Annotated in this window: 14 protein-coding genes; 5 read left to right on the top strand and 9 right to left on the bottom strand. The window is 42.6% G+C overall.

Annotated elements, in window-relative coordinates:
• The 3 genes from B4Z90_RS23225 to B4Z90_RS23215 all read left to right on the top strand — a co-directional run bounded on the left by B4Z90_RS23225 (position 1) and on the right by B4Z90_RS23215 (position 4,296).
• Complete coding sequence (locus tag B4Z90_RS23225; RefSeq protein ID WP_286752300.1) at positions 1-1,593, top strand: SusD/RagB family nutrient-binding outer membrane lipoprotein; 1,593 nt, start codon at positions 1-3, stop codon at positions 1,591-1,593.
• Positions 1,594-1,667: 74 nt separating this feature from the next.
• Positions 1,668-3,104, top strand: coding sequence for an alpha-L-fucosidase (locus B4Z90_RS23220; RefSeq protein ID WP_286803451.1), 1,437 nt, complete (start codon positions 1,668-1,670; stop codon positions 3,102-3,104).
• 157 nt (positions 3,105-3,261) lie between these two features.
• Positions 3,262-4,296 carry a sialidase family protein gene (locus tag B4Z90_RS23215; RefSeq protein WP_286803449.1) on the top strand — a complete coding sequence of 345 codons (1,035 nt, stop codon included), beginning with the start codon at positions 3,262-3,264 and terminating at the stop codon, positions 4,294-4,296.
• Positions 4,297-4,350: 54 nt separating this feature from the next.
• Here the strand turns inward: B4Z90_RS23215 and B4Z90_RS23210 are convergent, their stop codons facing one another.
• From B4Z90_RS23210 to B4Z90_RS23175, 8 genes are all read right to left on the bottom strand, one after another.
• Positions 4,351-6,714, bottom strand: coding sequence for a glycoside hydrolase family 3 N-terminal domain-containing protein (locus B4Z90_RS23210; protein WP_201639744.1), 2,364 nt, complete (start codon positions 6,712-6,714; stop codon positions 4,351-4,353).
• Positions 6,715-7,120: 406 nt separating this feature from the next.
• Positions 7,121-7,615: a hypothetical protein gene (locus tag B4Z90_RS23205; protein WP_286803448.1), complete on the bottom strand. Its 495-nt coding sequence runs from the start codon at positions 7,613-7,615 to the stop codon at positions 7,121-7,123.
• 93 nt (positions 7,616-7,708) lie between these two features.
• Entirely contained in the window at positions 7,709-8,557 is an 849-nt protein-coding gene (locus B4Z90_RS23200; RefSeq protein WP_286709395.1) for a glycerophosphodiester phosphodiesterase family protein, read from the bottom strand.
• 157 nt (positions 8,558-8,714) lie between these two features.
• Positions 8,715-9,908 (bottom strand): purple acid phosphatase family protein, encoded by a 1,194-nt coding sequence (locus B4Z90_RS23195; protein WP_286709394.1) that lies wholly within the window; start codon positions 9,906-9,908, stop codon positions 8,715-8,717.
• A 58-nt stretch (positions 9,909-9,966) separates the two neighbouring features.
• Positions 9,967-11,619, bottom strand: coding sequence for a SusD/RagB family nutrient-binding outer membrane lipoprotein (locus B4Z90_RS23190; protein WP_286709393.1), 1,653 nt, complete (start codon positions 11,617-11,619; stop codon positions 9,967-9,969).
• 12 nt (positions 11,620-11,631) lie between these two features.
• Positions 11,632-15,285, bottom strand: a complete 3,654-nt coding sequence (locus tag B4Z90_RS23185; protein WP_286709392.1) for a SusC/RagA family TonB-linked outer membrane protein — start codon at positions 15,283-15,285, stop codon at positions 11,632-11,634.
• A gap of 116 nt (positions 15,286-15,401) precedes the next feature.
• The gene (locus B4Z90_RS23180; protein ID WP_286709391.1) at positions 15,402-16,391 is read right to left on the bottom strand and encodes a FecR family protein; all 990 of its coding nucleotides are present in this window, start codon (positions 16,389-16,391) and stop codon (positions 15,402-15,404) included.
• Positions 16,392-16,454: 63 nt separating this feature from the next.
• Positions 16,455-17,075, bottom strand: coding sequence for an RNA polymerase sigma factor (locus tag B4Z90_RS23175; RefSeq protein ID WP_286709390.1), 621 nt, complete (start codon positions 17,073-17,075; stop codon positions 16,455-16,457).
• A 469-nt stretch (positions 17,076-17,544) separates the two neighbouring features.
• On the opposite strand from B4Z90_RS23175, the gene B4Z90_RS23170 reads away from it, so the two are divergent.
• The gene (locus B4Z90_RS23170) at positions 17,545-19,935 is read left to right on the top strand and encodes a TonB-dependent receptor (RefSeq protein WP_286709389.1); all 2,391 of its coding nucleotides are present in this window, start codon (positions 17,545-17,547) and stop codon (positions 19,933-19,935) included.
• 143 nt (positions 19,936-20,078) lie between these two features.
• Here B4Z90_RS23170 and B4Z90_RS23165 read toward each other — a convergent pair whose 3' ends face one another.
• On the bottom strand, positions 20,079-20,771 hold the full coding sequence (locus B4Z90_RS23165; protein WP_286803447.1) for an outer membrane beta-barrel protein: 693 nt from the start codon (positions 20,769-20,771) through the stop codon (positions 20,079-20,081).
• 256 nt (positions 20,772-21,027) lie between these two features.
• Here B4Z90_RS23165 and B4Z90_RS23160 point away from each other — a divergent pair, with 256 nt between their 5' ends.
• Positions 21,028-24,228 carry a SusC/RagA family TonB-linked outer membrane protein gene (locus B4Z90_RS23160; protein WP_286803445.1) on the top strand — a complete coding sequence of 1,067 codons (3,201 nt, stop codon included), beginning with the start codon at positions 21,028-21,030 and terminating at the stop codon, positions 24,226-24,228.
• Positions 24,229-24,273 lie beyond the last annotated feature (45 nt).

The raw sequence follows: 24,273 nt of genomic DNA, 5'->3' as shown, positions 1-24,273 counted from the left end.
ATGAAAATCAAAAAACACATCTTACTTGCTGGTCTATGTGCCGCGGGTATTACAGCAATAACCTCTTGTAGTAAATCATCTTTTGATGAGTTATATAGAGATCCAGGAAAAATAAGTGAAGTGTCAGCCGACAAACAGTTCGCAGGAATTACCTATTCCTACAGAGAACTGGTTGTACCAAGTTACTGGAATTACTTTGTTATCCTCCGATCGACTGCTAATCGCTATGTTCAAGCTACGGGATGGGCAAACGAGAATAATCAATTGATACCTGGAGGTGCTTCTATCCAGGATCGTTGGAATACTTATTATGCAGGTCTTGCACAATATCGAGAATTTGAAAAAGTATACACAGCTTTGCCAGAAGCAGAGCGAACTCAGCTACGCATATTTTACCTTGCAGCGAAAATTTTCTTTTATGATCAAACGCAACAAGTTGTTGATTTACATGGAGACATCCCTTGGTCGCAAGCAGGCATGTTGAGTACCAATGGCGGAAATTATCCGAGCTCGTATGCTAAATATGATACTGCAGAAGAAATATATAAAGCTATGCTGGATGACCTAAAATCCATCAGTACCGAGCTTAATACGTTGCCAGCACTAACTTCAGGTGTTTCCACGTCTTTTAAAACCCAGGATTTAATAAACAAAGGTGATATTACACTATGGAAAAAATATTGTAATTCCCTTCGCCTACGTATGTTGACTCGCGTCAGTGCTGCCTCTACTTTTACAGCAAGAGCAAACCAAGAGCTGGCCGACATTGTTGGAAATCAATCAACTTATCCTTTAACTCTCACCAATGCAGATAATATCGACATCAGTGTCTTCAATTCAGGATCTGATATCAATGCGAGAGGATTTAGAGATGGTTTAGAAAGCTGGAACGCCAATATTGCCGGGAAAGTAATGATCGACAACATGGTGTCAAAGGCAGACCCGAGATTACCATTTATTTTTGAACCTGGACAAGGTGCAAATGGGGCTTATATTGGGCTAGATCAGTCTCTAACGAGTGCAGAACAAACTGCTTTGATTTCCGGAACACCAGCTAATCCAAGTAAGATTGCCATCTATAATCGTTCTACTTACTCGAGAAATGAATATTTCCCAGGGTTACTGATCACGGCATCGGAAGTCAATTATTTACTTGCTGAGTATTACAACAGGACTGGAAATAATGCTGCTGCAAAATCAGCCTTCGAACAGGGTATAAAACAATCCATCGCACTATTCCCTGCAATCAGAGCATTGAGCAAAGATAATACGACTACTGCCGCAACTCAACCAACAGAAGATCAGATTAATACCTATATTTCAAATATTGGTTGGGGAACAAATAACATTCAATTAATCGCTACTCAAAAATGGCTACATTTCAATGTTATTCAACCTTTACAATCCTGGGCGGAAGTAAGAAGATTAAATTACCCTGTATTTACTTTTAGAACAGAAGTATCTGATATTCAAAAAACTGTCCCTGCGAGATGGAATATCCCCGCAACAGAAGTGAATTTAAATGGCGCAAATTATGACGCTGTAAAAAGCAAAGATAAGCTTGACACCAAACTCTTCTGGGACGTAAATTAACGCAAAAGCTACATCTATCTACAAGAAGGCCACCTAAGGTGGCCTTCTTTTTATCATTTTCACTATCTTTATCCATGCAAAAACTAAAAACCATTATATCCACCGCGCTGATTGCTTCAAGTGCAACATTAGCGTTTGGCCAAGCACATAACGTATCTAATGGCTATCAAAAACCGACAGATCCTCTAGTGATTGAAAATCTCGAACAATGGCAAGATATGAAGTTTGGTCTTTTCATGCACTGGGGTACCTATAGTCAATGGGGAATCGTCGAAAGCTGGAGTATCTGTCCCGAAGATGAAGGCTGGACGCAACGCAAACCCGAACATGGTAAAACTTATTTTGAATACCTCAAGAACTACGAAAACCTACAGACCACATTTAATCCTACGGATTTCAATCCACAAAAATGGGCTGATGCCGCAAAAGCTGCCGGCATGAAATATGTCGTCTTTACAACAAAACATCACGATGGGTTTGCCATGTTCGACACCAAGGAATCAGACTATAAAATTACCTCTCCAAAATCACCATTTTCAAAAAATCCAAAGGCAAATGTAACCAAAGAAATTTTCAACACCTTCCGCAATGACGGTTTCAAAATTGGGGCCTATTTCTCCAAACCGGATTGGCATACGGATTTTTACTGGTGGAATTATTTCCCACCAAAAGATCGAAATGTAAACTATGATCCTCAAAAACACCCTGAGCGCTGGGAAAAATTTAAAAATTACACCTACAATCAAATCAATGAACTTACTTCCGAGTATGGAAAGGTCGATATCTTATGGTTAGATGGAGGTTGGGTACGACCATTCAAAACTATTGACCAATCCGTCGACTGGCAACGCACCATTAAAGTCGAACAAGACATTGACATGGACCGAATTGGTGGCATGGCAAGGAAAAATCAACCCGGCATTATCGTTGTCGACCGTACGGTACCTGGAAACTGGGAAAATTATGTCACACCTGAACAAGCAATTCCCGAACATCCCTTGGATATTCCTTGGGAAAGCTGTATCACCATGGGAAATTCGTTCAGCTATGTGCCCAACGATCAATACAAACCGACCAAAAAGATTGTTGAAACATTGGTAAAAATTATTTCTCGCGGTGGAAACTACCTATTGAACATAGCGCCTGGCCCTAATGGAGATTACGACCAAGCCGCTTACGATCGCTTGAACGAACTGGCTGCCTGGATGAAAATCAATCAAACTGCCGTGTTTGCAACACGTACGATTGCTCCATATCACCAAGGTGACTATTATTACACCCGAAGCAAGGACAATAAAGTGGTCAATGTATTCCATCTTTCTGAAGGAGATGCTTACCAGCAGCCCAATGAATACGTCTTTCAGATACCTGATAATTTCAGCGTAAAAAAGATCGCTATCCTAGGCCATAAAGGCAAATTGGACTGGTCTCAACACGGCAATCAAATTACCTTAAGAAGCCCTAGTACAAGATTTAATTATGCCACAGCAATCCAATTGCAAGGCAAATAAGAAAAATTGCCGTTGGATATAATCCAACGGAATTTTATCATTTAACAAGGTCATTGTTTACCGATGATCGCCTGAACATTTAACATCCCCAAAGCTGCTCAGGAATAAGAAAATAAGTCATCAACAAACTATAGGGGTTTTAGAACCTTAAATTCCAATGAAAAAAATCAACCTATTTCCATTATTTATCCTTCTTTTTGTATACTCATGTGCAACGTATAAACCTCAGATCCTGGTGTCAGAGCAAATTTTTAAAACAGGTCAGGTTCCATTCCAGCAATGTCATGCCTCCACGATTCAAGTTATCGGAAAAGACAGTTTATTGGCAGCCTGGTTTGGTGGTACTCATGAATCTAACCCTGATGTTGTCATATGGAGTTCACTGTATAGTCATGGACAATGGCAGCGTCCTGTACAGATTGCAGACGGTATCCTTGGTGACAACCGCTTTCCAACATGGAATCCTGTTTTCTATCAATACCCGCACAGTGACACCTTATCTTTGTATTATAAAATAGGCCCCAACCCCAGAGAATGGAAAGGCTATGTCAAACATTCGATTGATAAGGGAACCAGCTGGTCAGCACCGCAGCAGTTACCTGAAGGTATATTGGGGCCTATCAAGAATAAACCGCTCACCTTGACAAACGGACTGCTGCTCTCCCCCTCCAGCACGGAATCCAAAACAGAAATCTGGAAAGCACACCTGGAAATCAGCCGCGATCATGGCCGCTCTTGGTCCGTCAGCGCAATACGCCCAGATACCAGTATCCAGGTTATTCAGCCCAGTGTGATCCAACACGCAGATGGACGCATTCAGGTGCTCTGTCGAAGTAAAGAAAATAAAGTGATGGCAGCATTCTCAGCAGATGAAGGCCTTACCTGGGGCCCCTGGCAATCCACAAACCTGCTCAATCCCAATTCTGCCACCGACGCCATCCGTTTAAATAATGGTTTATTGATGATCGTCTTCAATCCGGCTATCGCTGGCAACGACTGGTGGGAAGGACGCACAAAACTGCATGTCGCCATATCAAAGGATGGCTTACAGTGGAAAGATGTTCTAACCCTTGAAGATGGGGTAAAGAACGATGAGTATTCTTATCCGACAATTATTCAGGACACAAATGGTCTTATCCACATCACCTATACCTGGAACAGGAAAAGTATCAAACATATTGTGCTCAAATAAAAAAAAGGACTGTCCAAAATTGGGCAGCCCTATAGTATTGTTTGCGGTTTAGGATTAATAATCTCTCGTTAATTCCATTTCGCCCTTCAGTCGGATATCATCAGAAGATGCTCCAACCAAGAATTTAAATTTTCCCTTTTCTGTCTTCCATGCGTTGCTTGAACTCCAAAGTTTGAGGTCTTCCTTAGTCAATTGAAACGAATAACGTTCTTTCTTTCCTGCGGCAATGTTTTTGCGTTCAAATCGCTTCAATTGCATAACCGGTGTCACTACCGAACTTACTTCATCCACAACATACAACTGAGCGACTTCATCGCCAGCCAATTTACCGTTATTGACGACATCGAATGACACTGTGCAAGCAAAATCATTGCCATTCTCCTTCAAAGAGATCTGTAAATTGGAGTAATCGAAGCTACTATAACTCAACCCATAACCAAATGCATACAATGGCTTAGCCGACATCTCCACATAATCGTGATGTTTGGGTTTTGTATGGTTGTAATGTACAGGAAGCTGGCCGACCGAACGAGGTACCGAAATCGGTAATCTTCCAGCGGGATTATAGTCACCGAACAATACATCGGCAACTGCCAAGCCTCCCTCCTGTCCGGGGTACCAGGCATTCACGATCGCAGGCACATGTTCAGCTGCCCAATTTAAGTTCAATGGTCTTCCCATAACCGTAACAAGTACAAGAGGTTTTCCAGTCGCCTGTATCGCTTTCAGCAACTTGATCTGATCGCCCATCATATCCAGGGAAACGCGGTCAAATCCTTCTCCGCTTTCCATATCACTTACCGTGTTGGGATCAACATTGGCCGCTCCAGTTGCTTGATACGACGTTTTAAAATCACGTGCGCTTGAACCTCCGAGGACTAAAACCACTGCATCGGCCTGCTTTGCAGCAGCGACAGCGGCAGCAATATCGGAATTGCTGGTATCACGGATCGCACATCCTTTGACATAATCGATCTTGGTATTTTTATCCACTGCCGCCCGGATTCCGGTCAGCAAAGTCTGCACTTTACCATCGGCCTGTGGAGCAGTATAATCGCCCAGCTGATTATAAGGATTATCGGCATTTGGCCCTATAACGGCGATTCGTTTCAACGATTTACTTAAGGGTAAAATGTGCTGATCGTTTTTAAGCAAAACAATCGACTCGCGTGCCACTTGTCTTGCCACCGTTTTATTTTGCGTCGTAGCGACTTTTTGCGCTACCATTTTTTCATCCACATAAGGATGATCAAAAAGACCAAGATTGAACTTCATTCGCAGTACACGGGCCACTGCTGTATCGAGAACAGCAGGTTCAACGAGCCCCTGTTGGACAGCCTTAAGCAGATTTGAACCATAACCAGTCCCGCTTAGATCGACATCCAATCCGGCATGTATACTTTGTGAAGCCGCTTCTTCTGCAGTCGCTGCTGTTGCATGCCCGCCATTGAGCCCTGATATACTCAGTAGATCCGATACGACAAATCCCGTAAATCTCCAGTCTTTCCGTAGAATATCATTCAACAGCCAGGAATTGGCAGAACAAGGAATACCATCAATGCTATTATATGCCGTCATAACCGACCCAGCTCCCGATTTCACAGCACGCTCAAAAGGCGGGAGAAAATACTGTCTCAGGCTTCGCTCGCCAAACGACACGGACTCACCATTGTGACCGCCATCCGGAGCCGCATAGGCAACAAAATGCTTTAGAGTACCTATTATTTTATCCCGCTCACCGATCTTTTCCCCTTGAAAACCACGGATCATTGCGCTTCCCATTTGTCCAATAAGATAGGGATCCTCCCCATAGGTCTCTTCAGTACGCGACCAACGTGGATCTCGTGCTAAATCTAATACAGGACCGTAACCGTTTTTACCACCCACGGCATAAGTCTCCATGGCGATTGTTGAAGCCATGTCCTGAATCAACTGCGGGTTCCATGTACTCGCCTGCCCAATTGCGGTAGGAAATACCGTTGCACCAATAGCCATATGTCCATGTGGCGCCTCTTCAGACAATAACAATGGAATTCCAAGGCGCGTGCTATCCACCATATAACGTTGGATCGCATTGGTAGCGCGCGCAGCTTCTACAGGGCTCAAACCATTCAGCAAGGTTTTTTGTGTCCAGGGATCGGCACGTAAGGTTGCCCATAATAATCCGATATGCTGTTCTTTTACCGCCTTTCGCAATTTATTGCTGATTGTAACCTGCTTTCCGTTCTTGCTATACATGTCCCAGCCCAGCAATTTGCTCAATTGCCCGACTTTCTCTTCCACAGTCATTCTTCCCAATAGATCACTTACCCGTTTTTCAATTGGTAAGGCACTATTCTTATAGGGCAATTGCTGGGCTTGAAGTTGTGGGCAGAGCAATGTCGTCATTGCCGCCATCAGTAATATACGGACTTTCATAAGTGGATTATTATTTATCTAGTTTTCTTCATTAATTGGATCCGGTTTTATTAGTTCACGCCATCTATGCAACCGGTTTCCAAACCACTAAATTAACGATTTAGCCTAAATAATCAAGTTAAATTTTGATTCCTGATTCTTTTAATAATCATAGGGCGGCGGCATTGGTTTGAACAGCGTTCATCTAAATAACCTAACAAAGGGTCTACTTTATGTATTGAAGTAGAGGAGAGCAAATGGCAAATATCCACGAAATTCATTCTTGCACGTTGGGCCACAACAAAACAGGTAGACAAAGAAAAAAGTAATGTGGAATATTCAATTGCAACTTCATCAAAACAGAATTGAATAAAAACAGGAAGACGGCTAGCCGTCTTCCTGTTGAATGTTAAAGGAAATATACTACTTATTTTGTTGCAGCCGTTCGCTTACCTTGAAAATAGTATTCAAATGGTATCACGTATGCTGCAGGATTATTATTGCGTGAAATTAATATAAGCTGATCACCATCAAGCTGTACCTCATAACTTTGGGAAGGATCATCATCAGCAAACTTGATACTTTTCTTCTCTTTATCATAGATAAAAGCGCGATGCTGTTGTTCAGCAAAAATCAAACTTTCAAATGTTAGCTTATCATCCCCACATAGTTCCTTACCACGATTGACAGTGAACTTATTCGCTGATTCAGCAAATGTGAACGTATACACATTATCCTTTTCACAATCTTTCGGTTTGTGCTTCAATTGCTCGTTTGTCGTCCCTTTCGCAGACACGATGGGGCTCCATTCAAAACTTTCCAGCTGTTTTTGAACATCCATAGGTACAGTCATTTCATTTTCCTTACTACAGCTCGTCAGTAAAAAGAGGATTGCAAAACTCCCTGTAAATAATTTATTCATTACGGTTTCCATTAGTTATATCTTGAGAACGATCGTTCTAACAATATCGCTACAATAAAATCAAGCATTTTTAACTAAACAGATAAAAATAGACTAAGATCCGGAAAGCACTTCGCGCCACAAATTAGGATGATCTGTTTGAATAAGACGTACAAAAGGATATTTCTCCAAAAAAGATCGATAAGCTTTCTTTCCCTCCTGTTCTGCTTTGTCGTCATATTCCCCCAAACTATTCATCCAAAAATAAATGCCCTGTTGGCGCAATGCATTAAGTTTTCCGGTATCAGTAAATGATTCATCAAGATGGACAATTGAGGTTAATTTCATCTTTAGTATGACCTCTAGATCTTTCATGCTGCGTGCCCTCGGAAAAAGTGTGATCGCTGGATTGAGTTTGTAAATCTTGAGCATGTCTTTATAATCATAGAGAAAAAATAGTACCTGGTCTTCCATCCCCTCCTGTTCAACAAGCGCATAGGTTTTCTTAATAAACTCTTTGCGATCTTCTTTAAAATCGAGATCAACAAGGATTTTTCCCTTTGCAACGCGCAAAGCTTCCGATAGCGTTGGTATAACATGATCCGAGCCTTCACCATTAGCCTTTTTGCGTAAGTGAAGCTGTTGAAGCTCGGCATAGGTTTGTTTGGCGACCTCTCCTTGCCCGGTTGTCGTCCGATTGACTGTTTTATCGTGCATCAGTACAAGTACACCATCTTTGGTGGCCCGCACATCGACCTCTACCACGGAAGCTCCCTGCCGAATGGCCTCTTCGATAGCAGCAATTGAGTTTTCAGGTTGCTCCAGATGAGCTCCCCGGTGTGCAACAATGTGTAAACTTTTTTGCTCTAACTTTTTTATTAAATCGATCGACTGAGCATATAAGTGGGTTGTAGAACTTACTATTATACCCAACAGAATAGTAGAAAATAAAATCTTTTTCATTGCTGTATAGTTATTTTTTTGCAATCTCTTTTTGTTATACCTTAAAAACCGGCGATCTCGCTGCAGTTACATCTCAATCGCGTCATGGAGTGAATCCCGCAATTATATTGACGGAAAGTAATCCGGTTTGAATGGATTACCTTCCGTCTATGACGTTCTACTTTTTCGACAACTCGAATGAATCAAACAACTGCCCATTCAGCTTGTAGCTCGAAAAATACAGTTTATTTTCGGTCAGCTTGATCACCTGATACAATTGCGTCTGTGACGTTGCAACTTCCATCCAGCGTTCAGAATCAGATTCATACATCTTAGGCCCCGCTACAGACAGGAGATAGACAGGTCGCTTTTTACCCAGCCCGCCACGAGCGTAGGTATGATCGTGGCCCTGAAGGACCAAATCGACACCATATTTCTCGAAAATAGGTTTGAAACGTTCTCTCAAGATGGTATTGTCACGATTTTTTGCCGTAGAGTATACGGGATGGTGCATGACAACAATATTCCATTTTTTTGGTGATGAAGACAACACTTTCTCCAACCACTTTTCCTGTATCGCTGCTGCAGTAGAGTCGAGCATAATCAATTGAGAATTTAGGGAAATCATACGTAGATCCTGATAATCGAGGTAGTAAACAGCATCTTGCATACCCTCAGGGCCATTCCTTGGCAAGTTGAATTGTGCTTTCCAATGCGGGTCAAGTACAAGCTTCCCAAGCGAGTCGCGACGGTACTCGTGATTACCCGGTGTTGGAACAGCAGGGATCATCTGATGAATAAATCCTGCGGCCTCATGCCATTCTGCCCACTCCTCGTCTGCATTCGAACGATTGATCAGATCGCCCGCGTGAACAATAAAGCGTGCATTCGCTTCCTGCTGGAAAGCACGCCGAATGGCACGTGCCCAGCGTGAACGTAAGTCGTTCTGTGCATCACCCAAATAGATAAACGAAAACGCGCCTGAACGCTCCGCAGTCCTAAATTGGTTCCAGGCACTCCAATTGCTGCCATCTCCAACGCGATAGGCATAAACTGTACCGGGTTTCAGGTCACGGAAGGTTACCTGTCCATAAGCATCCTCTTGCTGTCCTCGCTCGAGCGGTAGCGCTGTTCCATTTATTGTGATCGCGTTTTTTTCAAGTTCTGGATTGCTCTGTTCTTCAGCAATCTGACCAATTATTTTGGTCCTATCCGCATTGATCCGCCAAGAAACAGACTGCGTACTGCTGGGCTCATCGGACCAGGTCAACGTAATACGATCAGGTTGTTTGTCTTTATTATCCGTCTGGCTTTTCCCTTCCAATAAAGTGCAGCACAGTACTACAGCAAGAAGAATATGTTTGATTTTCATTGTGATATTGATTTTATAAGCGATTTGAGAACTCTATTTAATAACTTTTAATTACTAATTACCAGGGCTTGTTTGTTCCTTGCAATAACCAAGGTTTTGACCAGGCACTATTTTCATTGTCTGCCTGTGAATACGCTGTCTTTTCAATACGTTTCAAGGCCTCCTCGGCATTTTTTTGATTCACACTCATTTCGGTTTGCATATAAGGTACACGAACAGGAAGCTGTGTACGAATGGCTGCGGGGCCGGCCTTTAAAGCGGGGTACCCTGTGCGACGATAATCAAACCAGGACTGTGCGGCAGTTGACCAACTGGCGATCCATTTTTGTTCAATGATCTGCACTTGCGTATTTTCAAACGCCACACCTTTCTGACGGATATAGTTGGAATAGTCTGCGCCCTTTCCCCAGCTTGCCAACGATTCCTGTATAGCACGCTCATAATAGGTCTTGGCTGACTCAGGCAGCCCCCATCCTTTCCAGGCTGCTTCAGCCAAAATAAAACTAACTTCGGCAGCAGAAAGCAAGCGTGCTTTTAACAAACTTCCCTTCGCCGAACGATAGCTATCATTCAGGTAAGAAACATGCGGATTGATCGAGGTTTGCCCCGGTGTTGGATTGAGGTTGTAGGCTGAAGGGTTTTTAGATACACTTGGCGGCAGTCCAACATACTCTTTATCGGTATCCACGGGAACACCTTTGACGACATCTGGCGATACAATCCGAACACCATTAACGATCTTATCTGTACCTGCGGGCTCGTTGCTGCGGATCTCAATGGGTATGTCTACCTTTCTTGCCCAAACCGCCAAACGAGGGTCGCCAAGTTCCTGTAGCCGGTCGACCAGTGTTGCACACATTTTCATTCGTCTAAAATTACTTCCACTGGCATCATACACTGTATTTGACGGCCAGGAGTCATTTGCATTATTTCCAACAAAATCCATCAATACATCATCAGTAGTACTCGTAATAATTGGAAATTTATCGGGATTGGCAACAATACTTTCAATCCCCTGTTTGGCAAAGTCAGCAGACTTTGCTGAAATGCGCATATAATACCGTAATGCCAAAGAATTGGCAAAACGACGCCATTTGGAAGCCTTTCCGCCAAAGTAAACATCCGCATTCGCCAGCACCTCATAAGAACCATCGGGGCGGGATAGAAGTTCATTGGCTTGTTTCAACTCGTCGATAATTCCCTTATAGATTATTTCCTGACTATCGTATTTCGGAAAATTATATACAGCATCTCCCAGTTCCGCTTTTAAGGCATCGGTATAAGGAGCGTCTCCCCAGAGATCAGTCACCAATCCGAATAAGTAAGCGCGCATCACCAGCGAAACTCCTTTATGAAAATCCAAGCCTAATTTCTCCGCGCGTTTACGCATAAGCTCATTGTCACGTAAAAAGCCATAATAAGCATCCCAGCTCAGAATCCCTCCTGTCCATTCGTAGTCATTATGTGAATTGAACCATGCATCAAATTGGGTGTGCTGCATAACTCCGCCAAGATCTGAGAAACTCAATTCGTTGTATTTTTTCGCTGTTCCTGTCAATATCGTCGGCAATAACAGATTGGGGTTGGCATCTTCCTCACTTACACCGTTCGGATTGATATTAAGTTCGGTCAGATCTTTACAAGCTGAAATATTCCATACCATCCCAAGGCCTACTACAGCCATGGTGAATCTCTTCAACTGATTTTTCATTTATGTCGTATATTAAAATGTCACATTTACTTTAAATCCAATAGGCATTGACCAAGGGGTAACGTTGTAGCGCTCAATCCCCTGTTTAAATCCAACACCAGTTTCTGGCTGGAAGGCCATTTCCGGATCTATACCTACTTTTGCTTTGGTCCATAAGATCAGGTTACGGGTATAGACTCCCACACTGCCATTCTCTATTCCGAGACGTTTCAGCCATTTTCCTGATAAATCATAGCTAAAGGATAATTCCCGAAGCTTGATAAAAGAAGCATCAAATGTCGCCGCATTCATAAAATCCCAAGGGTAATTGTCTGAATAAGCGATATATTTTGTTCCTTCACCACCAAGATTCTCTGTATAACCTGTGATATTACCTTTATCATCATATTGTGCGATAACACCTGGATTAAACACCCCAAAATTGCCAACAAGACCACCCACACTGATCGGATAACCACCATACTCTTCGCCTGGTCCTCCAACAATGGGATACCTATTGCCTTGCACGCGAACAAGATTGTTATCGACCAAATAATTGCGTAGCGTTTCGCCTGTCATCCCATTGGGGTTGATCATCTGATCAAGAAAACGCTGCGTGGTTAGGTTCGATTCGAAATAGCGATAGGTCTGCGACATAAATTTCCCTCCAAAACGCATATCTGCGGCAATATTCATTGTCCATTTTTTATAGCGAAGACTTGACTGTAGGCCCATCGTGAAATCGGGATTAAAATTTCCGATTTTGTTGCGACTATTATTGATCCGTACAGCCTGCCAAGAACCATTTTTATTGAGAATAGGAAAACCATAATACGGCGACGATTGATCCTCCACGGTCACTAACTTGGAATCGTACAGATCCCCGATCTCTTCCCCGACATAGGTACGTGCCCCACCCCGACCGTCGGTCCAAAAGGTATAGAACTCTACACCATCAGAAAGCTCATCGATACGGGTACGATTGCGATGCCAGTTGACACCAACGTCCCAGGACCAATTTTCCTTGGCAATAGGTCGCCCGGAAACAGCAAGTTCAATACCGCGGCTGCTTAACAGTCCGGCGTTGATATTTTTCGAATTGAAACCACTTGATCCGGGAAGTGTTGTTGAAATAATTTGGTTTTTGTTCTCCAGCTTATAATAGGTTCCTTCAAACTTCAGTCGATTATTCCACATGCCCAGATCCAGACCAAATTCGTAAGATGTGGCAATTTCGGGCTTCAGATTAGGAACCAAGAGTGATCCCGAACGTGTTAGCCGCAATACATCACCCCAGCTACCGGGATTACTCAGTACATTGGAGAGATTATAGGGATAAGTATCATTTCCCACGCGTGCAATACCCGCTCTCAGTTTTGCCAAATTGATCGTTTTAGGCAGAGAAAACACCTGGTTAGCCAACACACTTAGGGATGCCGAAGGATAGAAATAGGATCGATTGTTCACAGGTAAGGTGCTGGACCAGTCATTGCGCCCAGTCACATCTAAATAAACCATATCCCGGTAGCTTAGATTGATCAGTCCGTAAACACTGTTTATGGCTCTTTCAGAAATTGTACTGTAGAAATCCAAATTTAATGGACTGATATTGGCCAATGTATAGAGTCCCGGCGTGATTAGTCCAGCGCCATTCTTTGAGGTATTTTGCACGGATTTACCACGATTATACCGTAAATTCCCACCCAATGATCCTGTGATCTGAAAGTCACTCATCTTCTTTGTATATGCCGTCAGAAAGTCGATATTCTGTTCCATATTCATCAGATTAACAATCCCATAAGCACCTCTGGGTTCGTTCGTATAACTGTAAGGGATTTTTGTTTCCCTATTTTCCCAATAAATATCCGTTGCGTACCGTATCATGGCCGTCCAATCTTTTTTGATGGTCCAATCTAACCGTAGGTTTCCAAAGACGCGGTCTCTTGTAAAAGCATTATTCACTCCATAAGCAAGGAAATACGGGTTATTGTGGTTGCCAATAGACTGTGAACGCTGTTGGATCTGCTCCTGCCCTGGCAACCAATAATCCTGCAAGTCCAGAATATTGATGTGAGGTGCAACTTCATAGGCCGCTTGCATCGGATTGGTTCCCCGATTTCCTGCAGGTCTATTGTTGGAGTTATTTCTGCTGGCATCTAGCGAGAGCCCCAATGTCAAACTATTGCGAAGGCGCATGGTCGAATTGATATTCAAGGTGTTTCTGAACAGATCCGAATTGGGGATAATACCCTTATTGGCCATATTGGAATACGAGAAACGATAGTCCAATTTTTCGCTTCTGTTGCTCAGGGAAATCCCATTGGTACTTGTGACCCCAGTCTGGACAAAGTTTTTAATGTTATTTGGGTACGCTTTTAGTTCCGTAGGAATGGGCTTACCGTTCTCGTCAAGTGGACTATTCCATTGAACAGCTTTATACCCCTTATCCAGTGCAGGGCCTACCATAACACTAGACTCCTCCTCAATAACTAAATTGCCAGGCAAGTCGCCTGGTCGCCATGGCAAGGTACCGCTTGCAAATTTGTTATGCAATTCAATAAATTTATACGGGATATCAAATACTGTGTTACTAGTCACAGCAATGGTCATCTTCTCCGCATTCTTACCACTTTTGGTTGTGATCAGCACTACACCATTACCTGCACGTGAGCCGTAAAGCGCAGCTGCACTTGGCCCCTTCAAGATGGAAATATTTTCAATATCTTCGGGATTGATATTGGCAATTGCATTACCATAATCCACTTTGTTGTCGTCACCGATCTGACCAACATTATTTAAACTATTCATCAAGGGCACTCCATCTACGACAAATAGCGGCTGGTTGTCTGTACTTAGCGATGATGCCCCCCGAATCACCATATTCACGCTGGAACCGGTGGGTCCTGTAGAACTAATCGAAACCCCGGGTACTCTACCTGCCATACCAACCAGAAAGTTATCATTATTGACCCGATTGATATCCTCGCCCTTAATTTTACCGACAGCATAACCAAGGGAACGATCCTGTCGTTTGATGCCCAATGCAGTCACGACCACTTCATCCAATTCGTTGTCATCTTCGTTTAAGACCACCTGACGTATACCTGCTGTGTTGGCATCGAGCTTGAGATCGTTCAACTCTTTTTTTTCATAGCCAACATGGCTTATCAGTACATCATATACTCCGGCAGCTAATCGAATAGTCACTTCACCTTTGGCATTTGACAAGGCGCTCTGTCCAGTCAGTGGAATATGTACAGAAGCTCCCCCAATAGGCTGTTTTGTACGATCGACAAGCTGCAATTTCAAACCATAAGACTCTTGTTTACCCGTATTTTTTACAAGGACAATACCCCCTGACACTCTTTTTGACTTAATGTTGGTCCCGTTCAGGATATAGGCAAGGACTTCCTCGAAGCTCGCATTCTGGAATTTTTTTTCGGCAATTAAAATCCGATCTAATTGGAGCATACTCCGATCGTAGCCGATCGCTTGACCTGTTTGTTTTGACAACTGCAGTACCGCCTGCGCGGCGTTACCACTAGACAAATGAATATTGATATTATCCCAGTAAGTGCGATTGATCTTTTCCAATCCCTCAGCATGGCTATTGGTTACAGCACAAGAGACCATAGCGCAGATGGCAAGCTTTGTCGCAAGGCCGGTAAGCTTAATTATTTTATACATATATTTGTATGAATGTTTTAAACATGAATATTCAGGTGCTCACTGGTCGATTTAGCGGTTTGCCAGATGAGCACTTTTCTTGGGCAGATAAATTATGCTGTTCTACCCCCTACAGCTTATTTGTATAAGATTATTTCATTTTTCTCCCTCCTAAATTTGATTTGATGAATATTGCAAACGATATTCAGCACCTGGTCTAATGACTGTACATGTGGTATCATAAGCGAATAATTGAATGGATCTGTATTCAGATTTTCGGTAAGCAACACAACACCGAAGCGGTTATAGATTATTTCTTTCAGTTCCTTGAAGCTGATGTTATTCAATTGCATACCACCTTGTGTCCAAAGGCTGATGTAAGCTGGATCGCTATCGAAAGTTTTAAAATCATTTTTAACTACACTATACCGGACGGCCTTACCTGCTGTAAGGATATGGTTTGCTCCATTTTTTGCATTTAGAACACTCACCCGCCCAGTTTTAACTTCGACCGTCACATGTTTAGTAGACATCGAATTGTTGACGTTGAATGATGTTCCTAGAACTGCAACAGAGACGCTGCCTGTTTCTATCTTAAATGGATGTAAAGTATCCCGTCTGACCCGAAAGAATGCTTCCCCTCGATCTAAAAAGAATTTTCTATTTGATGCAAAATTCTTACGATCGTAGCGGATACGTGTATTTCCGTTTAAAAAAATAGATGTGCCATCAGGTAACTGAATTTCTTTCAATTCGCCCGCATTCGTAACCGTTTCCGTCAGTAATGCGACCGCTTCTGTCCGCTTCCGAGAAAGCGACATCGGGTTGTGCTGTAAAAATAGCAGACTGATGCCTCCTAGGACCAAAATAGCCGCTGCTGCTGAAAGCCAAGAGAATTTTCTGACCGGTATGTTGGCCACCTTCTTTGCCCTCGCAGGTGCTTCAGCTATTCCTACACGAATAAATAATTCTTGTTTGATTTTTTCCTGATGATTTGCATCGCTAAAGGGATTAATATCATCGTTTGAAATAGACTCGTACCAGTCGTCAACATGACCTTTTTCCTCCTCAGTCAATTTTCCTCCGAGATAATCTGTTATGATAAGTTTAAAGCGTTCTAAATTCACCTGCATTAATTTTTATACTAATACAGATCAAAACGGGCAAAGTACTTTAATTAAATATGTTCTTTATATTAAATAATCATAAAGGAGATAGCTTCCTGCGAGCAATAAAAATACAGAATCGTGGTCCGCAAACCTTCTTGTCAATTCGTACCGCATAATCTTTTTGGCCTCTGACAGGTAGTTCTTAACGGTCTGTTCAGCCAGATTGAGTTCCTTGGCAATTTGTGTTATTGAATAATTGTCAGAACGCATTAAGTAGACTGCTTTCATCAATCTAGGTAATTTGTCTATCGAATCATCCACAATAGCCTCCAGCGCCTTATACCTGGCAAAGGCCTGGCTATCCAAATTGGAAAAAGCGTCCATACGTTCCATTGATTTCTCCAAGACCTGTTTTCGTACACGCTCCGAGGCGTAGTAATTCAGTATTTTGTTTTTGAGGGCTTTGTGGAAATAGAATTTTATATCGGAGTATTCAGTACTCACGAGCGATCGTTTTTCCCAGATATGGATAAATACTTCCTGCACAAGATCCTTAGCCTGATCCTCTTCCCGAAGATGACGAAAAGCGACGGTGTATAGATCCTCCCAATACCGCTCAAATAAATGGGCAAAGGCAATGGGGTCACCTTCTTTAAAACGCAACACATAGTGGCTATCTACATTGGCTTCGGTAGTTTTCACCTAACAAAGATAGGTTCGTCAGATTATCAAAATGTTAATTTTTCGGGAAGCTTTTATTTGAATACGCTCTATTATTTGAATGAACTGCGCTACTCAAATGAACTGCGCCATTTGAATACACTCCGCTTAGTCTTTGTAAAAAACCATCCCAGGAATTGTTAATAAACATGTTAACTTTCTAGTATAGAGCAGATCTTTTGTTAAAAACGTAGCGGACGTCCTATTTTTTTACAATTAGGCATTTAGGACAAAAACAGTTCAGCTAAAATGTTAACAACAATGTTAATTAACTTGTAATCAACAACCTTTATGTTAATAACTACTTATCAGTAAAACCTATAAAATTTCATGTAATGACATGTGAATTTAAGTTGAATCATACATATTCGCGGCGTGAAAAACAAAAAATTAGGTAAAAGCTAAGGGTAAATTGAAAGTCGGCTGTCATAAAGATAAAAACTAATCTTTTATGAAACTATCGCCAATCTTACTTATTGGATTATCGCTTCAAGCAGGGTTTACATTCGCCCAGCAACCAGCAGCGCCAAAGCAAAAAAATCAGGTTGTGACCGAAACTGTCAAAGGAACCGTGATAGATAAAAATACCAGATTACCACTTACAGGTGCCACAATTGTCATTTCATCCAGTGATGGAACAAAGTCTGTAAGTACAGACGCACAGGGCATATTTCGGCTGCAGCAAGTTCCAGTTGGGCGTCAACAGCTTCAAGTTCGCATGGCCGGATATAAACCAGAAGAATTTACGGAATTACTTATCACCAGTGGACGGGAGAATATGGTCAATGTGGAAATGGAGCCGCAAATAAATGCATTAACCGAAGCTGTCGTCTATGCCAATGCCGGAAAACAACCGCTCAACCAGATGGCAATGACGAGTGGGCGCTCTTTTTCGCCGGAAGAGACCAACCGCTATGCTGGCGCCTTTTTTGATCCCGCCCGTATGGCACAGAGTTTTCCAGGTGTTGCTGCCGGCGGCGATGACAATGAAATTATTGTTCGCGGAAATTCCCCCCAAAGCTTGCAGTGGCGGCTTGAAGGTATCGAAATTGTAAATCCCAATCATTTTGGAGCCGAAGGCACTGCAGGTGGCGGAATCAGTATGCTCAATACCATGGTATTGGGAAAATCTGATTTCTATACCGGTGGGCTTGCCGCGGAATACAGCAATGCAACGGCAGGTGTTTTTGATCTTAGGTTCCGTAAAGGCAATACCGACAAACGCGAATACACATTCAACGTCGGAGTCCTGGGCGTAGGAGCAACGTTAGAAGGGCCTTTCAAAAAAGGAAGTGACGCTTCCTATTTGATTAGTTACCGCTATTCTTCATTGAGTCTATTGGAAAAAGTAGGCGTAAAAGTTTCAGACACTGGCGTCCCAAAATATCAGGACCTTTCTTTTAATTTTGTATTTCCCACAAAAAAAGCCGGAACCTTTTCCTTTTTCGGTATAGGCGGCTTGGGGAAACTTCAACAAACTGCCGAGCGTAATTACGAAAAATGGGAAGAACGAACAGACGCCCAAGATCTAAATTTAAAGTTCAACGCAGGGAGTGCTGGACTAAAACATCAATACATTGCAAACGAAAGATTATATTTCACCAATATTGTTTCCATGTCCCTTAGCCGCAATTCCAATAGCACCGATACATTAACACGGGACTATATTTCCAGCCTCTATCACAAGGACAAATTTACGAATACGGCTCTTCGCTATGCGGGTACGCTAAACTATCGCGCCAACAGTAAAAACACGATTAGAGCGGGCTTAAATGCAAGTTTATTACACTATGACCTCTATGCGCTGTCCTACGACACCGAGCTAGCGGCATTGAAAGAGCGGATTAATGAGACTGGGAATACAAGTACTTATGATGCTTTTGCACAGTTAAAAACAGTTTTGAACGACAAACTAACGCTAAATACAGGAATACATGCAAATTACTTCGCCTTGAGCAAGAGTTGGTCTATCGAGCCAAGGCTTGGCCTAAACTGGCGTGTTACCACAGATCAAACGATCTCCTTTGGGACTGGTCTATATAACCGACTGGAGCCCTTGGTCTACTATTTTGCCAAAAGTAGCGATCAAACAAGCCTTGAGCCAAACAAGCCTCTTTCGCCAACAAAATCTGCCCAAGCTGTTATTGGCTATGAAAAGAACCTAAGCAGAACACTCCGGTTTAAGACAGAAATCTATTATCAGCATCTTTATGATGTCCCAGTATCTACAGATTCCGACATCAACTTCTCCTTACTCAATGTATCGGATATTGCAGCCATTGGTACATCAAACTACCGTCAGCTTATCAATAAAGGAACCGGCAAAAATTACGGCATTGAGCTAACGCTTGAGAAGTCGTTAAGTAAGGGGTATTACTTCATGGCAACGACCTCCTTCTTTGATTCAAAGTTCAAAGCACGCAATGGCAAAGAATACAATACCACGTTCAATACACGTTACGTAGGAAATATACTGATGGGGAAAGAATGGACTGTGGGAAAGAGTAAAAATAATCTGTTTGGTCTCAATGGCAAATTAATTTATGCCGGTGGAAGAAAGTACTCTCCTGTTCTGGAAGAAGAATCGCTTCGTTTAGACGAAGAAGTTATTGACCAAGATCGCATCAATACCCTGACTGCCGATCCCTACGTACGTGTTGATTTCTCATCGAGCTATCGGGTTAACCGCAAAAAAGTAAGCCATCTGTTTATTTTGGATATTCAGAATCTCCTTAATAGAGAAAACACTGTGGGTATGCACTACAATTTCAGCAAACGTATCATTGAACCTCAAAAATGGACTGGTATTATTCCGACTATTAACTACCGGATTGAATTCTAATACCCAATAGTAGCAAGTACAACGGAAAGATTTATTTCCAATCGTTTGTCTCCAGACACTAGGCGCTGAAGACAAACGATTGGATTGATGAGACGAGCTCATGCTTCCAACAACACGCTTATTTATTCACTGTTTTTAATTTACTAAAACCGATAGCCAACTGAAATACCCAAGGAGCGATTACGTATAGCATTCCCGGATTTATAATCCCCCCATTTGGATTCTAAATTGGCAATTCCTTTCTGAAATTCTATACCGACAAGATAATGTTCCCTAAAAAGATAGTTTACTTTTGCACGAGCGCCATAATCAAAAGGTCTCCCAAGTGTATAATCCCCATACTCACCTTCACTCGAATCATTTTTGAACTTGATATCTCCCTTGTTATCAATTGCAATATCGTCCAGGTAAACAGATTCTGAAGTTTTCCATTTCCCGCCCAATCCATAACCGATATAAGGGCCTATACCGACCTCCAACTTACCTGTACCGATCGTAGCATTAAAGACAACATCGATAGGCATTTCGATATAAGACGTATTCGCTTTAAAATCTTTACCCCAGCCTATAACATTTCCCTCATTTCGTTCAAATCCCCGTTTGGCGAATACAAGGGCCGGTTCTAAAAAGAAATACTCACTGAGGCGTAATGTCGGGCCGAGTCCCAAATACAGGCCTGCAACCGCGGCCGTGCTGGCCTTATCGCCCGCTTTATTTTTAGCATCCACATTTGAAAAGGCAACTCCAGCTTTTACATTCCATTTTGTCTGCGCATAGCCTGTATATGCTCCAAGTGACAGACACAACAATAACGCGGTTTTTTTGATATTCATCATACGAAAGAAATAGGTTTACATAATTTCCTTATTTAACGATAATTACTTTTAAACGCTACACCGACTTTTGAACTAATGATCCAAAATACTCCCGGCAGTCATACATTTTTAAACAAATATTAACCAAAAATCTTTCGGTTTTTCGGCGCGCTGTTACGAAAACGATTGCGAGAAAACGTGCTTATTGTTTTCTGCCAATACTGTAAATTCACTTCATAGAAAATTTATTTTTCAGACCAATTAAATCTAAAAGCCTATGATCAAGATCAAAAACGCATCCGTTTCGAAGAATCGTTGGATGTATCCGGCAATACCATTATCCTGCTTGTTGGTCGTATCTAGCCTGACAACACAAGCGACTCCATTTGCACCTGTTAAAACAAACAGCAAGCTTTCACTGGCCATGCAGCAGACAACCATTCGGGGTAAGGTTGTAGACAAAGACGGCAAAGGCATTGCCAATGTCACCGTTCAGATTAAAGGAACGAATCTAGCAACATCGACCAATGCAAGTGGTTCATTCGAACTCAAAAGTCAACAGAACGATGCAATATTAATTTTCACCAGCGTCGGTTATAAAAGTATCGAGACTAAGGCGCAAGCCGGCAGCCCCCTTACAATCACCTTGGAAAATGAATCCAAGGGACTTGACGAGGTTGTTGTTGTCGGTTTTGGTACACAGAAAAAAGAGAATGTAACCGGTTCGGTCTCTTCCATCCAGATGTCTGAGGTGGTAGAAAGCAGACCTGTAACCTCCTTGTCAGCTGGCCTAGCTGGGCAGGCGCCGGGATTATATGTTAATCAAGGCTCAGGTAGACCGGGAAGTGATGGGGGAACACTGCGTGTTCGTGGACAGGGAACACTCAATAATGCCAACCCACTTGTCGTGATCGACGGCGTTATTGGCGACATGAACCTAATCAACCCACAAGATGTAGAAAGCATATCGGTGTTGAAAGATGCTGCCTCAGCGTCAATTTATGGTTCAAGAGCCGCAAATGGCGTTATCCTCATTACTACGAAAAAAGGTAAATCAGAGCAATTTAAAGTTATTTACAACAATTATTTCTCAAGCCAAAAACCATCCAACACCATTGGAATGGTTTCCAACTATGCTAACTATATGGAGCTGATCAATGAAGGCTATCGCAATGGCGATCCAAATGCTAAGCCCATATTTTCGCAGGAAAAAATTGACCTCTGGCGCCAGAACGCTGGACAGGATCCGTTGAAATATCCCAACACGGACTGGGTTTCGGAGCTTTTCCAGAACAAAATCAGCCAAAACCATAACCTTTCCTTTACAGGTGGTAGTGACAAAATCAAGTTCTTTGGCTCCTATGGTCTTCTCGATAACCCTGGAATCATTGAACAGGCAACGTACAAACGTCATACCGGCCGTATCAATCTAGAAGCGGATGTGAAACCCTGGTTAACCTTGGGAGCCAACATCAATGGGGTCGTTTCCAAAACCGATATCGGCACCAATATCATCAATGATGTATTTACCTTTGCTGCAGCAAGTACTCCGGGCATGGTACTGCGTGCGCCAGATGGCAGATTTGGTTCACCAAATAATTCGGAAGACGACCCACAGTCCAACAACGTACTCCACCGTTTGTATGCGCAGAAAGGTAACATCAACAAAAACCGCTTTGTATCACGATTCTACGGAAAACTGAAACCGATAGAAGGCCTTTCCATTGAGGGTTCTTACACGTATACCTATGATGATGATTTCGTCTATTCCCAACCCGTGTTTAATGACCGCTGGAACTTTCTGACCAATACAGTTGCAACAGCGGGTACAGGACGTTCTTCGGTAACCAACGAATCGATCAAAACGTACCGCTATTACATGGACGGAATTGCTAAATATAAGAACAAACTGTTTGAGAAACTGAACTATGAAGTCATGGTCGGTGCCAGCCAGGAGTATTTTAAAGACGGTTGGTTTGCAGCATCCAAACTCGATCTTGTAGATCCATCCCTGACTGTTCTCAACGCGGCGACAATGGATGCCTCAGCTTCTGGCAATATGACCGACTGGGCTATGCGGTCGTTTTTTGGCCGGATCAACCTGTCCTGGGATGACAAATATCTCTTGGAAGCCAATCTGCGTACAGACGGTTCATCGCGTTTCATGAGCGGAAAAAGCAGATGGGGAACGTTCCCTTCGGCTTCCTTTGGCTGGAAGGTTTCCTCAGAAGACTTCTATGACATCAAATGGATGCCCAACCTGAAATTCCGCGCATCGTACGGTGCCTTGGGTAATAATGGAACCACTGATGACTCTTTCCGCAGAAACGCCGACATTAACAATTATGAATATTTGGCGCTTTATAATCCCACAAACTATGTATTAAATAACCAGCTCTATGTGGGCTTTGCGCAAACAGTGCTGAGTAATCCTTTCTTGACCTGGGAAAATACCTATATCCTGAATGCTGGTTTGGATTTTGACCTATTCAATTACAAACTGGGCGGCTCGATCGATGTCTTTAACAAAGTAACGGACAATATCTTAATCAATCTCCCCGCTCCCTTGGTTGTCGGAAATGCAACAATACCACGCACCAATGCAGCCAAAGTACGTAATAATGGTGTCGAACTGAATTTGACTTACCGCGATAAAATTGGCGATAATTTTAAATTCAACATTGGCGGTAACTTTACCTTTATTGACAATAAAGTGGTCAAATTTAAAGGCAATGACAAGTCTATCAGCGGTTCCAATTTACTTCAGGAAGGTTATGCCATCAATACCCAATATATCCTGTTGACAGACCGCATATTACAGACAGATGCTGATATGCAGCTCGTGCAACAGATGATCGATAATGCGCCAATCGATCCAAACACCAATCAAAAAGTAAATCCATTCGCATCCTATGGTACACCTAAAAAAGGGGATCTCTTGTATAAAGACACCAATGGCGACGGCGTCATCAACGACAATGACCGGGTTCCGGTAGGTCATGGTACAGCGCCACGGATGACTTACGGTTTTAACATGGGATTCGATTATAAAGGTTTTGATTTCTCGGTCTTCTTGCAAGGTAATGCAGGCAACAAAGTCGTGTGGACAGACGGTTATTACACACCTACTGTTCGCTGGGGCTATCAAATCAATCAGGAAATTGCCGATGGCCGATGGACTGAAGGTGCAACAGATGCAAAATTCCCGCGATTGTTGCCTTATACCGATACAAGAAACACCAAAAACAGTGATTTCTGGTTACAGAACAAGGCGTTTATCCGCGTAAAAAATATCCAGCTGGGCTATACAATTCCGAACGAGATCACCAAGCGGATACAGGTACAAAATCTACGCGTATTTGCATCGCTGGAAAATTTCTGGACCATTACCAAATATAAAGGTTTCGATCCGGAGATCAGCGGTACCAACTATCCAACAATGAAACAGGCCGTTTTTGGTGTTAGTTTATCCTTTTAAGAAGAAGGGTATGCAACAGGGGCTGTGTTCCCTGCCTGAAACGTA

The sequence above is a fragment of the Sphingobacterium sp. UBA5639 genome, assembly GCF_002421245.1.
Lineage (GTDB): Bacteria > Bacteroidota > Bacteroidia > Sphingobacteriales > Sphingobacteriaceae > Sphingobacterium > Sphingobacterium multivorum.
This window is presented reverse-complemented; position numbering and strand designations above follow the sequence as displayed.